Source organism: Novosphingobium sp. BL-S-20 (genome assembly GCF_055521635.1).
In genome coordinates, this window is the sequence record NZ_CM145493.1 from 682986 (window position 1) to 700515 (window position 17530).

9 protein-coding genes are annotated in these 17530 nt (G+C 65.4%); 5 read left to right on the plus strand and 4 right to left on the minus strand.

The window, feature by feature from the left end:
* Window positions 1-84: 84 nt before the first annotated feature.
* From ACZ1II_RS03075 to ACZ1II_RS03090, 4 genes are all read right to left on the minus strand, one after another.
* Window positions 85-3108 carry a TonB-dependent receptor domain-containing protein gene (locus ACZ1II_RS03075; protein WP_465144335.1) on the minus strand — a complete coding sequence of 1008 codons (3024 nt, stop codon included), beginning with the start codon at window positions 3106-3108 and terminating at the stop codon, window positions 85-87.
* Window positions 3109-3252: 144 nt separating this feature from the next.
* A complete protein-coding gene (locus ACZ1II_RS03080; RefSeq protein ID WP_465144336.1) occupies window positions 3253-4248 on the minus strand; it encodes a N(4)-(beta-N-acetylglucosaminyl)-L-asparaginase in 996 nt (331 codons plus the stop codon).
* Window positions 4249-4521: 273 nt separating this feature from the next.
* The gene (locus ACZ1II_RS03085; protein ID WP_465144337.1) at window positions 4522-6846 is read right to left on the minus strand and encodes a GH92 family glycosyl hydrolase; all 2325 of its coding nucleotides are present in this window, start codon (window positions 6844-6846) and stop codon (window positions 4522-4524) included.
* A gap of 131 nt (window positions 6847-6977) precedes the next feature.
* Entirely contained in the window at window positions 6978-9662 is a 2685-nt protein-coding gene (locus ACZ1II_RS03090) for a TonB-dependent receptor (RefSeq protein WP_465144338.1), read from the minus strand.
* 244 nt (window positions 9663-9906) lie between these two features.
* Between ACZ1II_RS03090 and ACZ1II_RS03095 the strand changes: the two genes are divergently transcribed.
* From ACZ1II_RS03095 to nagE, 5 genes are all read left to right on the plus strand, one after another.
* The gene (locus ACZ1II_RS03095; RefSeq protein WP_465144339.1) at window positions 9907-10782 is read left to right on the plus strand and encodes a copper homeostasis protein CutC; all 876 of its coding nucleotides are present in this window, start codon (window positions 9907-9909) and stop codon (window positions 10780-10782) included.
* 166 nt (window positions 10783-10948) lie between these two features.
* Window positions 10949-11995 (plus strand): SIS domain-containing protein, encoded by a 1047-nt coding sequence (locus tag ACZ1II_RS03100; protein WP_465144340.1) that lies wholly within the window; start codon window positions 10949-10951, stop codon window positions 11993-11995.
* A complete protein-coding gene (gene nagA / locus ACZ1II_RS03105) occupies window positions 11992-13125 on the plus strand; it encodes an N-acetylglucosamine-6-phosphate deacetylase (protein ID WP_465144515.1) in 1134 nt (377 codons plus the stop codon). Before ACZ1II_RS03100 ends, nagA begins: the two co-directional genes overlap by 4 nt.
* A gap of 28 nt (window positions 13126-13153) precedes the next feature.
* A complete protein-coding gene (gene ptsP, locus ACZ1II_RS03110) occupies window positions 13154-15751 on the plus strand; it encodes a phosphoenolpyruvate--protein phosphotransferase (protein ID WP_465144341.1) in 2598 nt (865 codons plus the stop codon).
* Complete coding sequence (gene nagE / locus ACZ1II_RS03115) at window positions 15748-17475, plus strand: N-acetylglucosamine-specific PTS transporter subunit IIBC (protein WP_465144342.1); 1728 nt, start codon at window positions 15748-15750, stop codon at window positions 17473-17475. Before ptsP ends, nagE begins: the two co-directional genes overlap by 4 nt.
* Window positions 17476-17530 lie beyond the last annotated feature (55 nt).

A 17530-nucleotide genomic window follows, 5' to 3' on the forward strand; every position in this document is an offset into this window, starting at 1 on the left:
ATTTGTTCGATCTGAACTGTACTGCCGCAATTATGGCGTTGTTTTTGCGCCGGAACGCGCTTGGCATTCCGGCGCAGTGTCATGTTAAAAGTTGATGGTCGCGCCAACCGCGATCTGGCGACCGAGCGAGTCGTAGCGGGCCGAGAGCGTGTTGCTGCGCGACAGGCCGTAGCCGTACGAGTTCGGCAGCAGCGGCGGCAGCTTGTCGAAGATATTGTTCGCGGAAATGCGGAACGAATAGGCTGCATCGACGCGGAACGTCAGCGCGAGGTCGAAGTAGTTCTGCGCGCCGATGCGGTAGAACGTTTCGCGCTCGGTGCTGGCGGTTCCGCCCAGCGCCGGGTCGTTCGAGTTGCTGACGTTGGTCAGCGGGCCGACATAGCGCCAGTTGAACGAGGCGTTGAAGAAACGATCCTCGGTCGTGTAGGTGGCGCGCAGGCTGTGGGTCCACTTCGGGATCAGTTGGCCGCAGGTGCCGCCGTAGTATCCGGCACAGTTGTACTTCGCCAGGATCGGCGAGTCCTGGCCGCCCGCCAGCGTCGTCAGCGAGCCGGCGAAGTCCAACGCGAGAGTGCCATACTTGCCGAGGCCGGTCGAGTACTGGCCCTGGAAGTCCCAGCCGTGCGACTTGCTCTTGTAGTAGTTGGTAGTGCCGCCGCGGATATAGCCTGTGGTCGGGTTGCTATCCTTGGGACTCGAAAGTGTGCCGTCCGCATTGCGTACAAATGCTGAGCAGAAGAAATCGCTGCCAGTTTGGAGGCAACCGTTCGAGAAGTAGTCATAATTGTTGTAGCCGATCGAGTCGTTTAGATCGATCAGGAAGCGGTCCGCCGAGATGACGAGACCCGGCAGGAACGATGGCTTCAGCACGACGCCGAAGGTCTTGGTATAGGCGGTTTCAGGGTTGACCGTGTAGCCACCGTGGCGAACCGTGCAGCCTCTGTCGTCGGGGCAGACCAAGGTAGGGCTACCATAGAGGCTATCTGCAAGACCAGTCGCCGTGCAAACCTCGCGCGAAGCGGCGGGGGCACCGTAGACCGGAGTTCGTTGACCAGTGACTGGATCGGTCGTGTAGGTGACCGTCGGTGCGCAGATGTCGTTGTAGGCTATAGTTATGTTGTCATAGCTGATGTTGGAACCCTGATAGGCTTCCACCACCGTCGGTGCGCGCTGCGCCTTGTTGATCGAGCCGCGGAACGTGATGTCCGGAATCGGCGCCCAGATCGCCTCGGCCTTCCAGGTCGAGAAGGTATCGGGGTTCGAGCTGTACTTCGACATGCGGAATGCGCCGTTGAACTGCAGCAGGTCCGCGAAGGGCTTGTGCTCGATGATCGGCACCTGAAGTTCGACGTTGCCTTCCCAGACGTGCTGCGAAAGGTTGCTGTCCGATCCGCCGACGTTGTTGCGCCAGACGTCGTCGGCATAGCTCTTCAGCTTGTCCTCACGGAACTCCGCGCCGATGGCGATGGCCACGCCCTGCTCGGCCCAGGGCGACTGGATGCCGTAAGTGGCGAGGTCGCCCTGCACGGTGGCAACCGCGTTGTAGAGCGAGTTGATCGTCGTGCTGGTGCCGAAGCCGCCCGCAGTCAGGTAGTCGTAGAGTGCCTGATTGTTGGTTGCCGAATTGGCGCTGAAGGCGTCGAAGGGAAGGCAGCCGTCTGCCGTGCCGCTGGCGCACTGGAGCTGGCCGTTGACGCTGACGACGTTGAGCGCGTTGTTTACGCGGTCGTAGTCGGGCTGGCCCCAGGTCGTGTCCATGCGGTTGCGGGCATAGACGCCGCCCACGTCGTAGCTCCAGCCCTGCGCGAACTGGCCGCGCACGCCGGCGGTCGCGCGCAGGCCCTTGTTAAGGTAGACGTCTTCGATCTGGTTTGCATTGTTGAAGCGGTAGCGAACGTCGATTGGCGCAAGCGCTGATGTGCCTGCGTTCGCACCGCAGATGGTCTGCGCTTGAGAAGCTGACATCAGAGAATTGTTGCAGTTTACATAATACTTTAGTGGATTGCCCTCGGCGTCATCGCCGTAGGCGCCTGGGGCAAAGACTCGCGCGGGATAGGGGTTGGTCGAGCGGTCGCGGAACCACATGACGCTGCTGTAGAGTTCGGCAGCGTCGGAGATTTCGAACGAAGTGAAGCCGCCCGCGTTCCAGCGCTTGTCGGCGCGCTGGAAAGAATATCCGTCATAGGGATTGGCGGCCATCGCATCGCTATACGGAACGAAAGTACGCGAACCGTCGGGATTGTTGACGTACTGATTGCCGCTGGCCGTGCCGGCACCGGGCGAGATGTAGCCATAGGGCGTGTAGGGTTGCGTGGTGCAGGAGAGCGGGCCGTCCTTGACGGTTTCGGTCAGCTGGCAACCTGCCGTCTCGCGTGCCGAGAACGGCACCAGGGCTGCTTCGCGGTAGTTGACGTAGCCGCTGATGTGGAAGCGGCCGTCGAACAGCTTCTTGCCGACCGTCAGCGAGATGTCGCTGCGTCCGCCGTCGATGGCGGTGCCGCGCGCGGGCTGGTCGAAGCCGTACTGGCTGGCGACGTCCGAGATCAGCGTGCGCTTGTTCTTGTGGAGGTAGAAGTTGTAGTTGCCGTTGAGCTGGATGCCCTCGAAGTCGTCATCCATGATGAAGTTGACGACGCCTGCAACCGCGTCCGAACCGTAGACCGCCGAGGCGCCGCCGGTCAGCACGTCGACGCGCTTGATCAGCGAGGTCGGGATCATGTTGGCGTCGACGCCGTTCATGGTGCCGACGCGCTTGCCGTCGATCAGCGTGAGGGTGCGCTCGAAGCCGAGGTTGCGCAGCTTGATGCGCTGGCGGCCGTCGGAGTCCGAATAGTTCTGCTGGCTGTCCGGCGCGATCTGGGGAATGCGGTTGAGCACTTCCTCGATGTTGACCGCGGCCTGGGCGCGGATCGCTTCGTTGGTGACCGAGGTGATCGGTGCTGCAGCCGTCGAGTTCGGGCGGTTGATGCGCGAACCCGTGACGACGATCGAGCCGGAGGCGCTTGCGCCCGCTTCGGCATCGTCGGGTGCATTGTCCTGCGCCAGCGCCGGAGTGGCAAGGCCTGCAATGCAGGTCGTCGCCAACAGTATCCTGGTAATCTTCCTCATTCGATAACCCCTTTTTCTTCCCTGATGTGTTCTCGGTTCGAAGCGTGTTCGGCCCGAATTTAGGTTGTACTCAGCCGTTGCCGGTCGTTGCCGGCATGTTCTCTTGCGGTATGGGTATTGGCGTCCCTGCGTTCAGGCGCTCGTTCAGGCGCGTCGGAGGCTCTGCGACGGGTGGACCGTGGTGTGCCCGCTGGCGTCGGTCACCGCGTAAGTGAAGCCGGGCAGGATCGCGAAAGCGCCGACTTCTCCCTTGTTGTCGATCGCCAGGAAGGCCACCTGGGCATCCTTCACGGCATCGCCGCGCAGCTTGACGATGTGCTCCACCGCCTCGCGGCAGGCGGCCATGGCGGACATGCCCATGCGCATCGAGCCGACCACTCGTGCAGCCCCGGCAATCCGCGTCACTTCCTCGCCCACGCCGGTGGCCGTGGCCGCGCCGACGCCGGGTTCGACCAGCAGGCCGCAACCCGCTTGCGGGGAGTCTCCCACCCGACCGCGCAGCTTGAAGGCCATGCCAGAAGTCGTGCAGGCGCCGGCCAGACGACCGTCCGGGCTGCGTGCGAGAATGCCGATGGTGTCATGGTCGAGCGCCGTTCCGCGCTGGTTCTCGATATTGGCGACCGGCTTGTAATGCGCGGTCTTGAGCCATTCCTTCCAGGCCGCTTCGGCTTCGGGCGTCAGCAGGTTCTGGGCGGCGAAGCCCTGTTCGCGAGCGAACTGCGCGGCGCCTTCGCCGACCAGCATCGTGTGCGGCGTGCGCTCCATGACGCGGCGGGCGACCGAGATCGCATGGACATAGCCTTCGAGCGCGGCGACGGCTCCGGCATGACCGCGATCGTCCATGATGATGGCGTCAAGCGTGACATGGCCGTCCCGGTCGGGATAGCCGCCCATGCCCACGGAATGGTTGGACAGGTCCGCTTCGGGCACCTGTGCGCCGGCCTCGACCGCATCGACCAGCGTGCCGCCGGCTTTCCAGCGGCTATAGGCAGCGGCATTGGCCGCGGCGCCGAAGTCCCAGGTTGAGACCACGAGAGCCGCATTTCCCGCATTTTTCGCAGGGGCCGCAGCGCGCGCCGTTCCGGCGACGGCCGCTCCGGCCAAGGCAAGCCCCAAGGTATCGCGACGCGAAATTCCCATGCCCATTTTCCCTCAGCCAATCGGACCGCTTCGATTTCAGGCCGGAGCGGTTTTCGGCGGTTGAATCGGCTTGCCCTTCCCAAAGCTTGCCCTGCAACAGGGCTGTCATAGGTATTAAATAAATTCAATTCCAAAAATCAAATTGGCATTACATTTTTGTGATTGACGCGCAAATATGTCGCTAATTGGTCTCACACATAGCTCACATGCAGCAAAAACCCGCGGGGAGGCGCGTCCTCCCCGCGGGTTCTTCGATTTGGTTGTGTTTTGGTTTTACCCTTGGCGGGGAGGCCGGTTGCGCGGGGCCTGGCCGAAGGACAGTTCCGGCACGTTCTGCATGTGGAAGGTCAGCTTGCCGCCCTTCATGAGTTCCTCGTGGCTGATCCAGCAGCGGTCGTGCGCCTTGCCGTTCCACTCGACGCGTCCGTAGTAGGGCCGGTCCGAACGGTTGCCCGGCGCACTGACGACGAGCTCGCGCCCGTTGCCGAGCCGCACGCGGGCCTCCTCGAACAGCGGGCTGCCGAAGATGTAGATGCCGCTGACCGGATCGACCGGATAGAAGCCGAGCGCCGAGAGTACGTACCAGGCGCTCATCTGCCCGCAGTCGTCGTTGCCGATCACGCCCGCCGGTCTGTCGCGGTACATCAGTGCGAGCAGGCGGCGCACCATGGCCTGGGTCTTCCAGTGGGCACCGGTCCAGGCATAGAGATAGGCGACGTGGTGCGAAGGCTCGTTGCCGTGGGCGTACTGGCCGACCATGCCGCTGATGTCCGGCGGGGCGTTCTTGGGCAGGGTCGAGGGTGCGTTGAAGAAGGCGTCGAGCTTGGCTTCGAGGCCTGCCGGGCCGCCCATCGCCTCGGCAAGGCCGTGGACATCGTGCTGGTTGAGGAAAGTCGCCTGCCAGCCGTTGCTCTCGGTAAAGTCGCGCCACTTGTCCGAATGGCCGAGTTCGACCGGATCGTAGGGTTCGGTCCAGGCGCCGCTGTCGAGGCGCGGGCGGGCGAAGCCGGTTTGCGTGTCGAACACGTTCCTCCAGTTGCCCGAGCGGGCCTTCAGCCGCGCGGCATCGTCCGTGGCGCCTGCCGCCTTGGCGATGTGTGCGGCGGCATAGTCGTCATAGGCATATTCGAGCGTGCGACTGACGCTTTCGAAGACCTTGTCGGCAGGGACGTAGCCCTTCGCGTCGTACTCCGGAATGCCGCGCGCATTGTCGAGCACGGGCATCGTGAAGTCGAACGAACGGCGGCGGATATTGGGCCAGGCCGCGGCGTAGTCACCGGGAATGCCCTTGGCCATGGCTTCCGCCAGCACCGGCACCGAGTGCCAGCCCATCATGCAGCCGGTCTCCACGCCCTGGAGCGGCCAGACGGGTGGCCCATAGGGGCTTTGCTGGGTCTGGCGGATGAGATCGGCGACGAATTCCCCGACCCGCGCGGGCCGGATCAGCGTCTGCAGGGGGTGGAAGGCGCGGTAGGTATCCCAGAGCGAGTAGGCGCTGTAGGCTTTCTCGCCGGGCGCTAGCTGGTGCACCTTGCGGTCGAGGCCCATGGTGCGCCCGTCCACGTCGGAAAACAGCGTCGGCCCGATGGCGGCGTGATAGAGCGCGGTCGCCATGATCGTGCGCTGTTCGGCACTGCCGCCGGTCACGGCGATATGCGAGAGTTCCTCGGTCCAGGCGCGGGCGGCAGCCTGGCGATAGGTCTCGAAGTCGAAGTGCGTGGCCTCTGCGGCAAGGTTGGCGCGGGCGCCGGCCACGTCCACGGCGGAAACCGCGGTGCGCACCACGATCGGCGCGCTTCCCGCATCGTCGAAATGGATCGCGGCCTTCAGGCGGCGGCCCTTTACTCCGGTGCTGCTTTTCGGCTGGGGTGCGTCGTCGTCGCCGAAGAATTCCACCCGGCTTGGCGGACGCGAGAACTGCATCGCGAAATAGATGTGGCGGCCCTTGGCCCAGCGGAACACCCGCCGCTGGCCGGTGAGGGTGCCGTCCGCATCCAGCGTCATTTCGGCATCGTCGATCAGCGGGTACTTGTCGGACGAGTCCAGTACCAGATGCGAGAGATCGATCAGCAGGTGGCCGCTACCGACCGGATAGACGTGCCGCTGGATACCGGTCCGCAGCGTCGTGGTGAGTTCGCTCGCCACGCCGTTTTCGAGTTGGACCCGGTAATAGCCCGGCTCTGCAGCCTCGTCGCTGTAGCGCAGGCGATAGCCTTCGTCCGGACGGTCGAGAGGTCCGGGGGTGAGGCGCACTTCGCCCCGGCAGGGCACGACGAGCACGTCGAGCATGTCGCCGATGCCGGTACCCGAAAGGTGCGTATGCGAGAAGCCGAGCAGCGAGGCGTCGCCGTGGTGGTAGCCGGAACAGGTGTCCCAGCGCGCGGTGTCGGTGTCGGGGCTGAGCTGGACCATGCCGAAGGGCAGGGTGGCGCCGGGGAACGTGTGGCCGTCGCCGCCGGTACCGATGAAGGGATCGACTTTCGCGGCGGGTTCGGCCTCGGCGGCGAGCGCGCGTGTGGCTCCGGCAGGCACGGCGGCGGCCAGCAGCGCGAGGCGGCAGGAGCCGGACATCAGGCGGCGGCGGCTGAAGGCGGTCATATCTGGCATCCCCTTATATTTAAAAGGACGGCGCCTGTCCGCCAGGTCAAAAACCTTCGGGACAGGCGCCGGCCCGTGTGCATGCAGATCTTAATGAGGAGGAGAGGGACCTACACGCTTTTGCACGGGACTTAGAAGCTGAACTGGGCCGTCGCGGCGAAGACGCGGCCGTTCTTGTAGAACGCGGTCGGCGCCGACTTCACGCCGCTATACGAATAGTACGTCGAGTCGAGCAGGTTCTGGGCATTGGCCTGGACCGTGAAGTGCTCGTTGATCTTGTAGGAGATCGAGGCGTCGAGCTGGTGATACCCATCGGTCGAATCCACCGAATTCAGGCGGCCGATGCCGGTGAAGTAGTGGCTGCGCCAGTTCCAGCTGACGCGGGCCTGGAACGGACCCTTCTCGAAGTAGGGGATCACGTTGATCGTGTGCTTCGAGAGATAGGGCAGGTTGAGCACGTTGCCGTCCACGTCCCGGCCGCCCTTGGCATCGGCGAAAGTGTAGTTGGTCAGGATGCCGAAACCGCCCCAGATCGGCGTCTGGAAGCCGAGCGAGACGCCATTGACGGTGGCGTTAGAGGCGTTGATCGGGCTGGAGACGATGTAAGTCTCGTTCTGTTGGGTCAGATTGTTGAACAGCACCTGTTCGTTGGTGGTGGTGACGATGTACGACGAGATCTCGCGGCGGAAATACTCAGCCGAAAGCAGCGCGCTGTGGCCGAAGTACCATTCGGCCGAAAGCTCGTAGTTCGTCGATGCGTAAGGCTTCAGGTCGGGGTTGCCGCCACCTGCCGTAAGCTGGGTGTCGTTGCGGCTGAAGGCGCCTGCCAGCTGGCCGTAGCGCGGACGGGCGAGAACTTTCGCAACCGAGCCGCGAACCTTGATCTGGTCGTTGACGTCCCAGCTTACGTTGATGCTGGGCAGGCCCTTCAGATAGTCGTTCTTCGCGCGGGTCGGTGCGTAGCTGTCGCTTTCGGAAGTATAGAGGTAATAGTCCGAGATGTCCTGCGTGTAGACCGCGCGGTAGCCCACGTTGCCGCGGATCGGCCCGGTTTCGAAGTCGAGCTGGACGTAAGCTGCAGCGGCCTTTTCGCGGACCTTGAACGAAGTGCCTTCGTCAAGTCCGGTATCGACGTAGATGCCGTTCTCCAGCGTGTTGATAACATCGCCGCTGCGCAGCGTGGCGAACTGATTGGCATTGCCGCCCGAGCCGAGACCGCTGAACAGGCCCGAAGGCGTCAGCGTGTAGTTGTAGTCGGCCAGGCTGGTCGGATCGGTGAGATATACCTGCGAGCCGGTGGCGCGCAGGCTGTTGACGTGATCGGATGCCTTCACGCCCATGCGAACGGACTTGAAGAAGGCGTCGTCCACTTCCCACTTGGCGTCCAGCTGGCCGTAGTATTCCTTGTCGCGCTGACGCGAGGTGGCGATGCCGCCGATCTGATAGGCCTGGATCGTGCTGCCGTCGGGAAGGGTGACATTGCGCAAGTCGGACCGGAAGAACGCATTGGGGTCCGTCGGCGGGGTCGAGAACGTCACCGAAGTCTGGTTCTGCCCGTAGCTGTAGCTGAAGGGCATGTTGGACTGGAGGTTCATCAGGTATTCGGGATTGGTGCCGCCCGTTGCCTTGGTCCAGCCGACGTTGCCCGAAAGGGTCAGACGATCGGTGGCCTTCCAGGACGAGGCGAGATTGTAGCTGTCGGTGCGAACCTTGGTCTTGCGGTAGTTCATGTCCAGCTGCGAGCTGGTCGAAGGCAGATTGGTCGCGCCGAAAGAGGCGTTGGTGATGAGGCCGTTGGCGATCGTCGCCGATTCCAGCGACCCGGCAGCCCAGGTCGGCACCACGTACATCGACTGGCTAAAGTTGTTGTAGGTGCCTTCGATATGCAGGCCCGTCAGGTTGAATTCGAGACGGTCGCTGGGCGCCCACTGTACGGCGAACTGGCCGCCGATGCGTTCGCGGGTCTGCTTGAAGTAGGCATGGTTGATGCCGTAGGGATAGCGGGCGTTGGCGAGGTCTGCGGGGGTGCCGCCGGTGAGAACCGCGTTCGGGTTGTTCAGCGTGACATTGCCGTCCGCGTCGGTCGACGTGAAGTCCGAGCCACTGTTGTAGCCGAAATATTCGACGCCCGCGCGGGCCAGCGAATCCCTGTCGTAAGTGCCTGCAACGAGGATGCCGAAGGTCGCGCTGTCGTTCTTCCAGCTATAGAGCAGCGAGCCGCGCGGATTGCCGATTTCCGAGCGGTCGTTGTAGCCGTAGCCGATCGAGCCGTTGATCGTGTTGGCGGCAAGATCGAGCGGCTTCCGGGTGCGCACGATCACGGTGCCACCGAGCGAACCTTCGTCGATACGCGGTTCGGGGGACTTGAAGACCTCGATCTGCGAGACGATTTCGGGCGCCAGCAACGAGTAGTTGAAAGTGCGGCCGGTCACGTCGCCCGAGTTGCCGCCCCAGTCGGCCGAGGCTATCGTGTGGCCGTCGATCAGGACGCGGTTGAGCGCCGGGTCGGTACCCTGGATCGAGACGCGCTCGCCGATGCCGAACTGGCGGTCGACGCTGACGCCGGGAATGTGGGACAGCGATTCCGCGACGTTGCGGTCAGGGAACTTGCCGATGCCTTCGGCGGTGATCACGTCGACCACGGCGTCGGCATTGCGCTTGACGTTGATGGCATTGGTCAGGGCATCGCGAATGCCGGTGACGACGATCGCGCCGTCCTGATCCTGGGGTTCCTGTGCGGCATCCTGGGCAAGCGCCGGGGCGGCAAAGCCCACCGTGGCGCTGGTGGCAAGCAACATCGCGCGTACAAATTTCATCGTTGTTATCCTCATGACCCGAACCCGAATGCGCGCTTCAGCGATTGTCGCTTGTCGAAGGCGCGCCGAAATCTTCCTGTGCCCTGAAAGTTTCCCTGTTGAATGCCAATATCATTCCAATGTCGCAATTGAATGTCACCAAAATAGGTCCTCCTGTCCATCGGAAATTTTTTCCTTCTTGTGGAAGAGGTGGTTTGGCGCGCTGAATTGAGGAAATGTTGGCGGGAATCGAGCGGTTTCGGGCGTGGTGGGTACCGGTGAGGAACCCCAAGGCGGGCTGTGGGGTGGCGTAGCAGGCCAAAGTATGTCCAATTCGCGCGATCGCGAATCGCACAGTCGTGCGATGCGCTGGCGGAATCATGGGGGAACCGGCGAAGTGCTTGAGGTCTGTGTCGAAGATGCTGCGGGCGTTGCCGCGGCGGTTGCAGGTGGGGGCGATCGCATCGAGCTTTGCAGTGCATTGGCACTGGGCGGACTGACGCCGTCGCGATCGCTGGTTCGCCTTGCTGCGGCCGTACCAATTCCAGTGCATATGCTCTGCCGCCCGCGCGAAGGCGACTTCGTCTACGATGCGCGAGAAGTCGCTCAGGTGCGGGACGACATAGATCTGGCGGCAGAGGCGGGGCTGGCGGGAATTGTGATCGGTGCGGGATCTTCGAGTGGACTCGATCTTGGCATATTGGGCGAATGGCTGGGCCATGCCCGAAATGCCGGCGCTAAGCGGGGCGCGCGTCTGTCGTTGACGCTGCACCGGGTGTTCGACTTGCTCGATGACATGGAAAACGGCCTGGAGCAGGCAGTCGCGATGGGCTTCGATCGCATCCTGACTTCGGGTGGAGCCGTCCGGGCGCCTGATGGTGCCCGCATGTTGGCGCATCTTCACGAACTGGCAGCGGGCCGAATCGTGATTCTTGCAGGTTCCGGTGTCTCTGCGGAGGCCGTCCCGCTATTGCGCGCGGTCGGGATCGCCGAGTTCCATGCGTCCTGCCGGAAGGTCGGCGAAGCGGCCGATCCCGTTGGAGCGGCGCGGCTGGAAGAGCTGGGTTTCCAGAAAGGACTGCGGGCAATGACGGATGCGGCGGAAGTTGCGCGCCTCAAGGCGGCTATCGAGCAGGGCTGAGGCGCGGTAGACCCGAAAGAAAAAAGCGGGGTTTGCGCGAAACCAATTGCGCATCGCCCGGAGTTCGGGAATACCAATATAGAACTTATGCCGATATTGGTAAGCAGTCGTTCCGGTCTGGCGCTCCTTTCGCCGACCGGCCTCGATATGCAGGAGAGTCCCAGACATGCAGTCCGACGCCGCAAACCCTTCGCTTTCCCTGATGGCCCGTGAGGCCGCCGAGGCTCCGCAGGCCGTGCGCAGCTTCCTGCAGAACAACCGCACCGTTCTCATGAAGCTGGCCCAGGAACTGCGCGACGATCCGCCCTCGGTGGTGGTGACCTGTGCGCGCGGCTCGTCCGACAATGCGGCGACTTACGCCAAATATCTGATCGAGACGCTGGCAGGCGTGCCGGTTTCTTCGTCGGCGCTCAGCGTTTCTTCGGTATTCGGTGCCGAGATGCAGCCGGGCCGGGTCCTGGTAATCGCGATCTCGCAGAGCGGGCGCAGCCCGGACCTGCTCGCCGCCGTCGAGGCGCATCGCCGGGCGGGCGCCCGCGTCGTCGCGCTCGTCAACGACGAGACCGCGCCGTTGGCCGATCTGGCGCACTGGGTGCTGCCGCTCCATGCCGGTCCCGAAAAGTCGGTGGCTGCGACCAAGTCCTATATCGCCTCGCTCGCTGGCGTCGCCGCGGTGGTGGCGCACTGGACCGGCGATGCCCAGCTCGGCCTCGCGCTGGAGCGCCTGCCGGAAGGGCTGGAAGTGGCCGCGAATACTGCGCCCTTCGATCTCGTCGGCCAGCTGTCGCAGGCGAACAATCTCTTCGTGATCGCGCGCGGTTACGGTTTCGGCATCGCCCAGGAAGGCGCGCTGAAGCTCAAGGAGACCTGCGCGCTCCACGCTGAGGCCTATAGCGCCGCCGAAGTGCGCCACGGCCCGATGACGATCATCAACGAAGGCTTCCCCATCGTCGCTTTCGCGACCTCGGACGCCAGCGGTGAAAGCGTGCGCGGGGCAGCGGCGGAATTCGCCGGTCGCGGCGCGCAAGTCGCGCTGCTCGATGCCGAGCAGCCTTTCGCTGACAGCACGCTGGCCGCGCTCGCGGGCCATGCCGCGCTGGAGCCGCTGCTGATGATCCAGACCTTCTATCCGCAAGTGAACGCGCTGTCGCTGGCGCGTGGCCTGGACCCGGATAATCCTGCTCACTTGCGCAAGGTAACAGAGACTCTCTGATGAAAATCGCTTTCGTCAACGGCAACGTCTATCTCGATCGCGCCTGGGCGCGCGATGCCGTGGTGAGCGTGGAGCAGGGGCGCATCGTCACCGCGCAGCGGGGCGATGAGGCAGACGAAGTCGTCGACCTCGACGGCGGCTGGCTGGTGCCGGGCTTCATCGACGTGCAGGTCAACGGCGGCGGCGGCGTATTGCTCAATGATGCGCCGACTCGCGAAGGCATCGCCACGATCGCCGCCGCGCACGCGCGGTTCGGCACGACCGCGCTGCTGCCGACGCTCATCAGCGCCACCCCGGACGTGATCGCGCGCGGTCTCGATGCCACCGATGAGGCGATTGTGGCAGGCGTGCCCGGCTGCATCGGCATTCACGTCGAAGGCCCGGTGCTCAACGCGAAGCGGCGTGGCATCCATTCCGAGGGCAACTTGCGCAAGCTGGACGACGAGATGGTCGACCTGCTGACGCGGCCTCGTGCGGGCAAAGTGCTGTTCACGATTGCGCCCGAATATCTCCACGCCGATCAGGCCAAGGCGCTGCTCGAAGCCGGGGTCGTGCTGGCGATGGGCCACTCCGACGCCGACTACGAGACCGCGCGCGCCGCCTTCGACATGGGCGTGACGGGCGTGACGCATTTGTTCAACGCGATGTCGGCGCTGCATCACCGCAACCCCGGCATGGTCGGTGCGGCGCTGGAGAACCGGACGGCCTGGTGCGGCATCATCGCCGACGGCTATCATGTCCACCCCGCCGCGATGCGCGTCGCGCTGGCGAGCCGCCCGCTCGACCGCTTCGTGCTGGTGACGGACGCGATGTCCTGCGTCGGCTCCGACTTGACCAGCTTCGAGCTTGATGGCCGCGAGATAATCGTCGCGGAAGGGCGCTGCGTCGGCGCGGACGGGACGCTGGCGGGCGCTTCGCTCGACATGGCCGCCGCCGTGCGCAATGCCGTGGACATGGCGGGGCTTTCGGTGGGGCAGGCGGTCGACATGGCCAGCGTGCAACCGGCCGAATTCCTGGGCCTCGGCTCGGAACGGGGCGTGATCGCCGCCGGATATACCGCCGATTTCGTCCAGCTCGACCGCGCCATGGCGCCGCAGGCGACGTGGATCGCCGGCGAACGGGCATTCTGATATCGATTTCTGGAGACAAGCCACAATCATGACTGCCTCCGTTTCCTCTACCATGACCGCCGACCGGACCATGACACCCGCCGGGCAAACTATCGCCATCAAGGCTCCGCTGGAGGGCTGGTTGGCGCCGCTCTCTGAAATTCCCGATCCGGTCTTCGCCGGGGGGATGCTCGGCGACGGCGTCGCCATCGACCCGACCGGCTCGGTGCTGCACGCACCTTGCGCGGGCACCGTGGCCTCGCTCGCCGCGACCGGCCATGCCGTGACCCTGCGCCTCGAAGGCGGGGCGGAGCTGCTGGTCCATCTCGGCGTCGATACCGTGGCGATGGGAGGGCGTGGTTTCACGCCCCTCGTGGCGCAGGACCAGAGCGTGGCAGCGGGCGATCCGCTGGTGCGCTTCGACCTCGACGCCGTGGTGACGGGGGCGGCCAGTGCGATGACGCCGGTGCTCCTGCTCGCCAGCGAGGAATGGGCTCTGGAATCGAAGCGCGATCCCGGCCCGATCAAAGTCGGGGATACGGTGATGACGCTGCGCCGCGTGGCCGCCGAAGGTGGTGCTACGTCGGAAGCCTCGGCATCGCCCGATGAGGAGCTGGTGCGCGAACTTTCCGTTCCGCTGCGCCACGGCATTCATGCCCGTCCGGCCGCGCGTCTGCGGCAGGTGGCGACGTCGTTCGACGCGGTGGTGCGCATGGAGATCGCGGGCAAGTCTGCCAGCCTGCGCAGCCCGGTCGGCGTGCTGGCGCTGGGGATCAAGCTCGGCGACCGTATCTCGCTCCACGCGCGCGGAACGCAGGCCGGTGACGTGCTCGATGCGCTGGAGGCCCTGATCGCCAGCGGCATGGGCGAACTGGCGCATGGCGACGAACAGCCCGCACCGCAGCCGGTGCGCGCCGCCACGCCCGCGCCTGTCACGCGCCGCGTCACGGCGATTGCGGCAGACGGTACGCTGGCAGGCGTCGTCGCCGCGCCCGGCGTGGCGGTGGGTCAGGCGGTCCATTACCGGCTTGGCGAAGTCGAGATCGCCGAAGGTTCGGGCGATCCCGCTATCGAACGTGTCTTGCTGGACGGCACGCTGGCGCAGCTACGCGCCAGAATCGCGCAGGAAAGCGAAGGCGCGCCGGACCATGCGGCTTCGATCCTAGCGGCCCATGCGGTCATGCTGGAGGACGAGGACCTGCTCGCCGCCGCGCATGAGGCGATGGCGAAGGGGGAGAGCGCCGGGGCGGCCTGGCGGTTGGCGATTGGCTCGCAAGTCGATCTCCTGCTGCGCTCGGGCGACGCCCGCCTTGCCGAGCGCGTGGACGACATGCGCGACCTAGAACGACAGGTGCTCTGTGCGCTGATCGGCGGCGACGCCATGGGCTTTGCGCTGCCCGAGAACGCCGTCGTGATCGCCGAGGACCTGCTGCCGTCGCAGCTCATGGCGCTCGATCCCGAGCGGCTGGAGGCGATCTGCCTCGTCAACGGCGGCCCGACTTCGCATGTCGCCATTCTCGCTGCCGGACTCGGTGTGCCGATGCTGGTGGCAATGGGAACCGCGCTCGACGACATCGCCGAGGGTACGGCGCTGGTCGTCGATGCCGCTGCGGCGCGGCTCGAAACCGGCGCTTCGCAGGCGCGGATCGACGGCGTTCGCGAGCAGCTGGCCACCCAGGCCGCCCGCCGCGCCGCCGCGCTCGAAGCCAGAGGGCCGTGCCACACGGCTGACGGCAGCCGGATCGAGGTCTTCGCCAATCTCGGCTCGCTCGCCGATGCCCGTCAGGCCATGGCCAACGGCGCCGAAGGCAGCGGGCTCTTGCGTAGCGAATTTCTCTTCGTGGAGCGCGCCCAGGCACCGAGCGCGGCACAGCAGTTGGAGACTTATCAGGTCATCGCCGATGCGCTGGAAGGCCGACCGCTGATCGTGCGCCTGCTCGACATCGGCGGCGACAAGCCCGCGCCGTTCCTGCCGATAGCGCCCGAGGAGAACCCGGCGCTCGGCCTGCGCGGCATCCGCGTCGGTCTTGCTTACCCTGAAATTCTCGAAGCCCAGGTCGAGGCGATCCTGAGCGTTCGTCCTGTCGGGCAGTGCCGGATCATGGTGCCGATGGTGGCCAGCCTTTCCGAACTGCGCGCGGTGCGAGCGGTGGTGGATAGCGTGGCGGCACGGCTGGGTCTGGCCGAGCCGGTGTCGCTGGGCATCATGGTCGAGACGCCCGCCGCCGCCGCAACGGCGGACATTCTGGCGCGCGAGGCCGATTTCCTCTCGGTGGGCACCAACGATCTCACCCAATATGCCCTTGCCATGGACCGGGGCAATGCGGCGGTGGCCTCGGCCATCGACGGGCTTCACCCAGCAGTGCTGCGCCTGATCGCGCTCACTTGCGAGGGCGGTGCGCGGCATGGCCGCTGGACCGGCGTCTGCGGCTCGCTGGCCTCCGACCCGCTGGCGGTGCCGCTGCTGCTGGGCCTCGGCGTGGCGGAACTTTCCGCGACGCCTGCCCAGGTGCCGGACATCAAGGCGCTGGTGACGGGTCTCACCATCGACAGCTGCCGCGCGCTCGCCGCGCAGGCGCTGGAATGCGGCTCGGCGGCGGAAGTCCGCGAGCTTGTACGCGAATTTCTGAAGGAGCAGGGGGCATGAGGCGGGTTCTCGAAACGTTGCAGCCGCTGGGCCGTGCGCTCATGCTGCCGATCGCGGTGCTGCCGGTGGCGGGGCTGCTGCTGCGGCTCGGCCAGCCGGACCTGCTGGATATCGCGCTGCTGAGCGCGGCGGGCGATGCGCTGTTCTCGCACCTCGGCCTGCTGTTCGCGATCGGCGTCGCCACCGGCTATGCGCGCGACGGCAACGGCGCCGCCTGCCTCGCGGGCATCGTCTGTTTCCTCGTTGCCACCGAAGGCGCCAAAGTGCTGATGCCGGTGCCGCCGGGGATCGATCCCGCGCTAGCCAAGGACGCTTTCGCGGCGGCCGTGGCGGCGGCCAAGAGCCAGGCCATCGGGCGGCTCGACGTGCCGATCGGCATCATATCGGGCCTTGTCGGCGGGCTGTTCTACAACCGCTTCTCGGCCATGAAGCTGCCGGAATACCTCGCCTTCTTCGGCGGCCGCCGCTTCGTGCCGATCGTCTCGGGCGTGGCCGGTCTGGTGATCGCCAGCGTGGTCGGCCTCGGGTTCCAGCCGATCGTCACCGGCATCGACGGGGTGAGCCACGGCATCACCGGGCTGGGCGGCTTCGGCCTGTTCCTGTTCGGCCTCATCAACCGGCTCCTGCTGGTGACGGGACTGCACCACGTCTTCAACAACCTGTTCTGGTTCGTCTTCGGCGATTATAACGGCGCCCACGGCGACATCCGCCGGTTCTTCGCGGGCGACCCGACCGCCGGACCGTTCATGACCGGCTTCTTCCCGGTCATGATGTTCGGCCTACCGGCCGCCTGCCTCGCGATGTACCGCGCGGCGCGGCCGGAGCGGCGCAAGGCGGTCGGCGGCATGTTCTTCAGCCTCGCGCTGACCTCGCTGCTGACCGGCGTGACCGAGCCGATCGAATTCAGCTTCATGTTCCTCGCCCCGGTGCTCTACGCGATCCACGCGGTGCTGACCGGCGCTTCGATGTGGCTGACCGACGCGCTGGGCATGCATCTGGGCTTCGGGTTCTCGGCGGGCCTGTTCGACTACGTGCTGAACTTCGGCAAGGCGACGCGCCCGCTGCTGTTGGTGCCGGTGGGGCTCGTCTACTTCGCGGTCTACTACGGTGTGTTTTCCTTCGCGATCCGCAAGCTCGATCTCAAGACTCCCGGTCGCGAGGACGAGGATCTCGCCGCCCCCGCACAGGCCGAGGCATCGGCGGAAGTGACGCGCGGGCATGCCTATCTCGCGGCGCTGGGCGGCAGCGACAACCTCGTGGACGTCTCCGCCTGCACCACGCGCCTGCGCCTCATCATCGTCGATCACGGCGCGGTGGATGAGGCGCGGCTCAAGGCGCTCGGCGCGCGGGGCATCGTGCGGCCTTCGGACAAGGCGCTTCAGGTGATCCTCGGCCCGGTGGCGGATATCGTTTCGGTGGAAATCCGCGAGGCTATCGCGGCAGGTCCGGCGGCGAGTGCTCCGCGTGCGGCTCCCGTACCGGCTGCTGCCGAGAGCGCGGCGCAGATGCAGCTTCCGGCGAACATCGTGCGGGCGCTTGGCGGTGAAGGCAATGTGCGCAGCGCGGTGCGCTATGGCAACCGCCTGCGAGTCGAACTGGCGGATAGCACGGCGATCGACGAAGCGGCGCTCACCGCCGCCGGAGTCCGTGCCGTCGGTACGACCGAAGGCGCGGCGGTACATCTGCTGTTCGCCGTGGCCGATCTCGACCGGATCGCTGCCTGAGTTAGTCTATCGAGCCGCCCGCACTCCGATTAGCTGCGAAGTGCGGGCGGCTTAA

Coding starts and splice junctions, on each gene's coding strand:
- ACZ1II_RS03075 (WP_465144335.1), bottom strand. CDS start 3,108: ATGAGGAAGATTACCAGGATACTGTTGGCGACGACCTGCATTGCAGGC.
- ACZ1II_RS03080 (WP_465144336.1), bottom strand. CDS start 4,248: ATGGGAATTTCGCGTCGCGATACCTTGGGGCTTGCCTTGGCCGGAGCG.
- ACZ1II_RS03085 (WP_465144337.1), bottom strand. CDS start 6,846: ATGACCGCCTTCAGCCGCCGCCGCCTGATGTCCGGCTCCTGCCGCCTC.
- ACZ1II_RS03090 (WP_465144338.1), bottom strand. CDS start 9,662: ATGAAATTTGTACGCGCGATGTTGCTTGCCACCAGCGCCACGGTGGGC.
- ACZ1II_RS03100 (WP_465144340.1), top strand. CDS start 10,949: ATGCAGTCCGACGCCGCAAACCCTTCGCTTTCCCTGATGGCCCGTGAG.
- ptsP (WP_465144341.1), top strand. CDS start 13,154: ATGACTGCCTCCGTTTCCTCTACCATGACCGCCGACCGGACCATGACA.
- nagE (WP_465144342.1), top strand. CDS start 15,748: ATGAGGCGGGTTCTCGAAACGTTGCAGCCGCTGGGCCGTGCGCTCATG.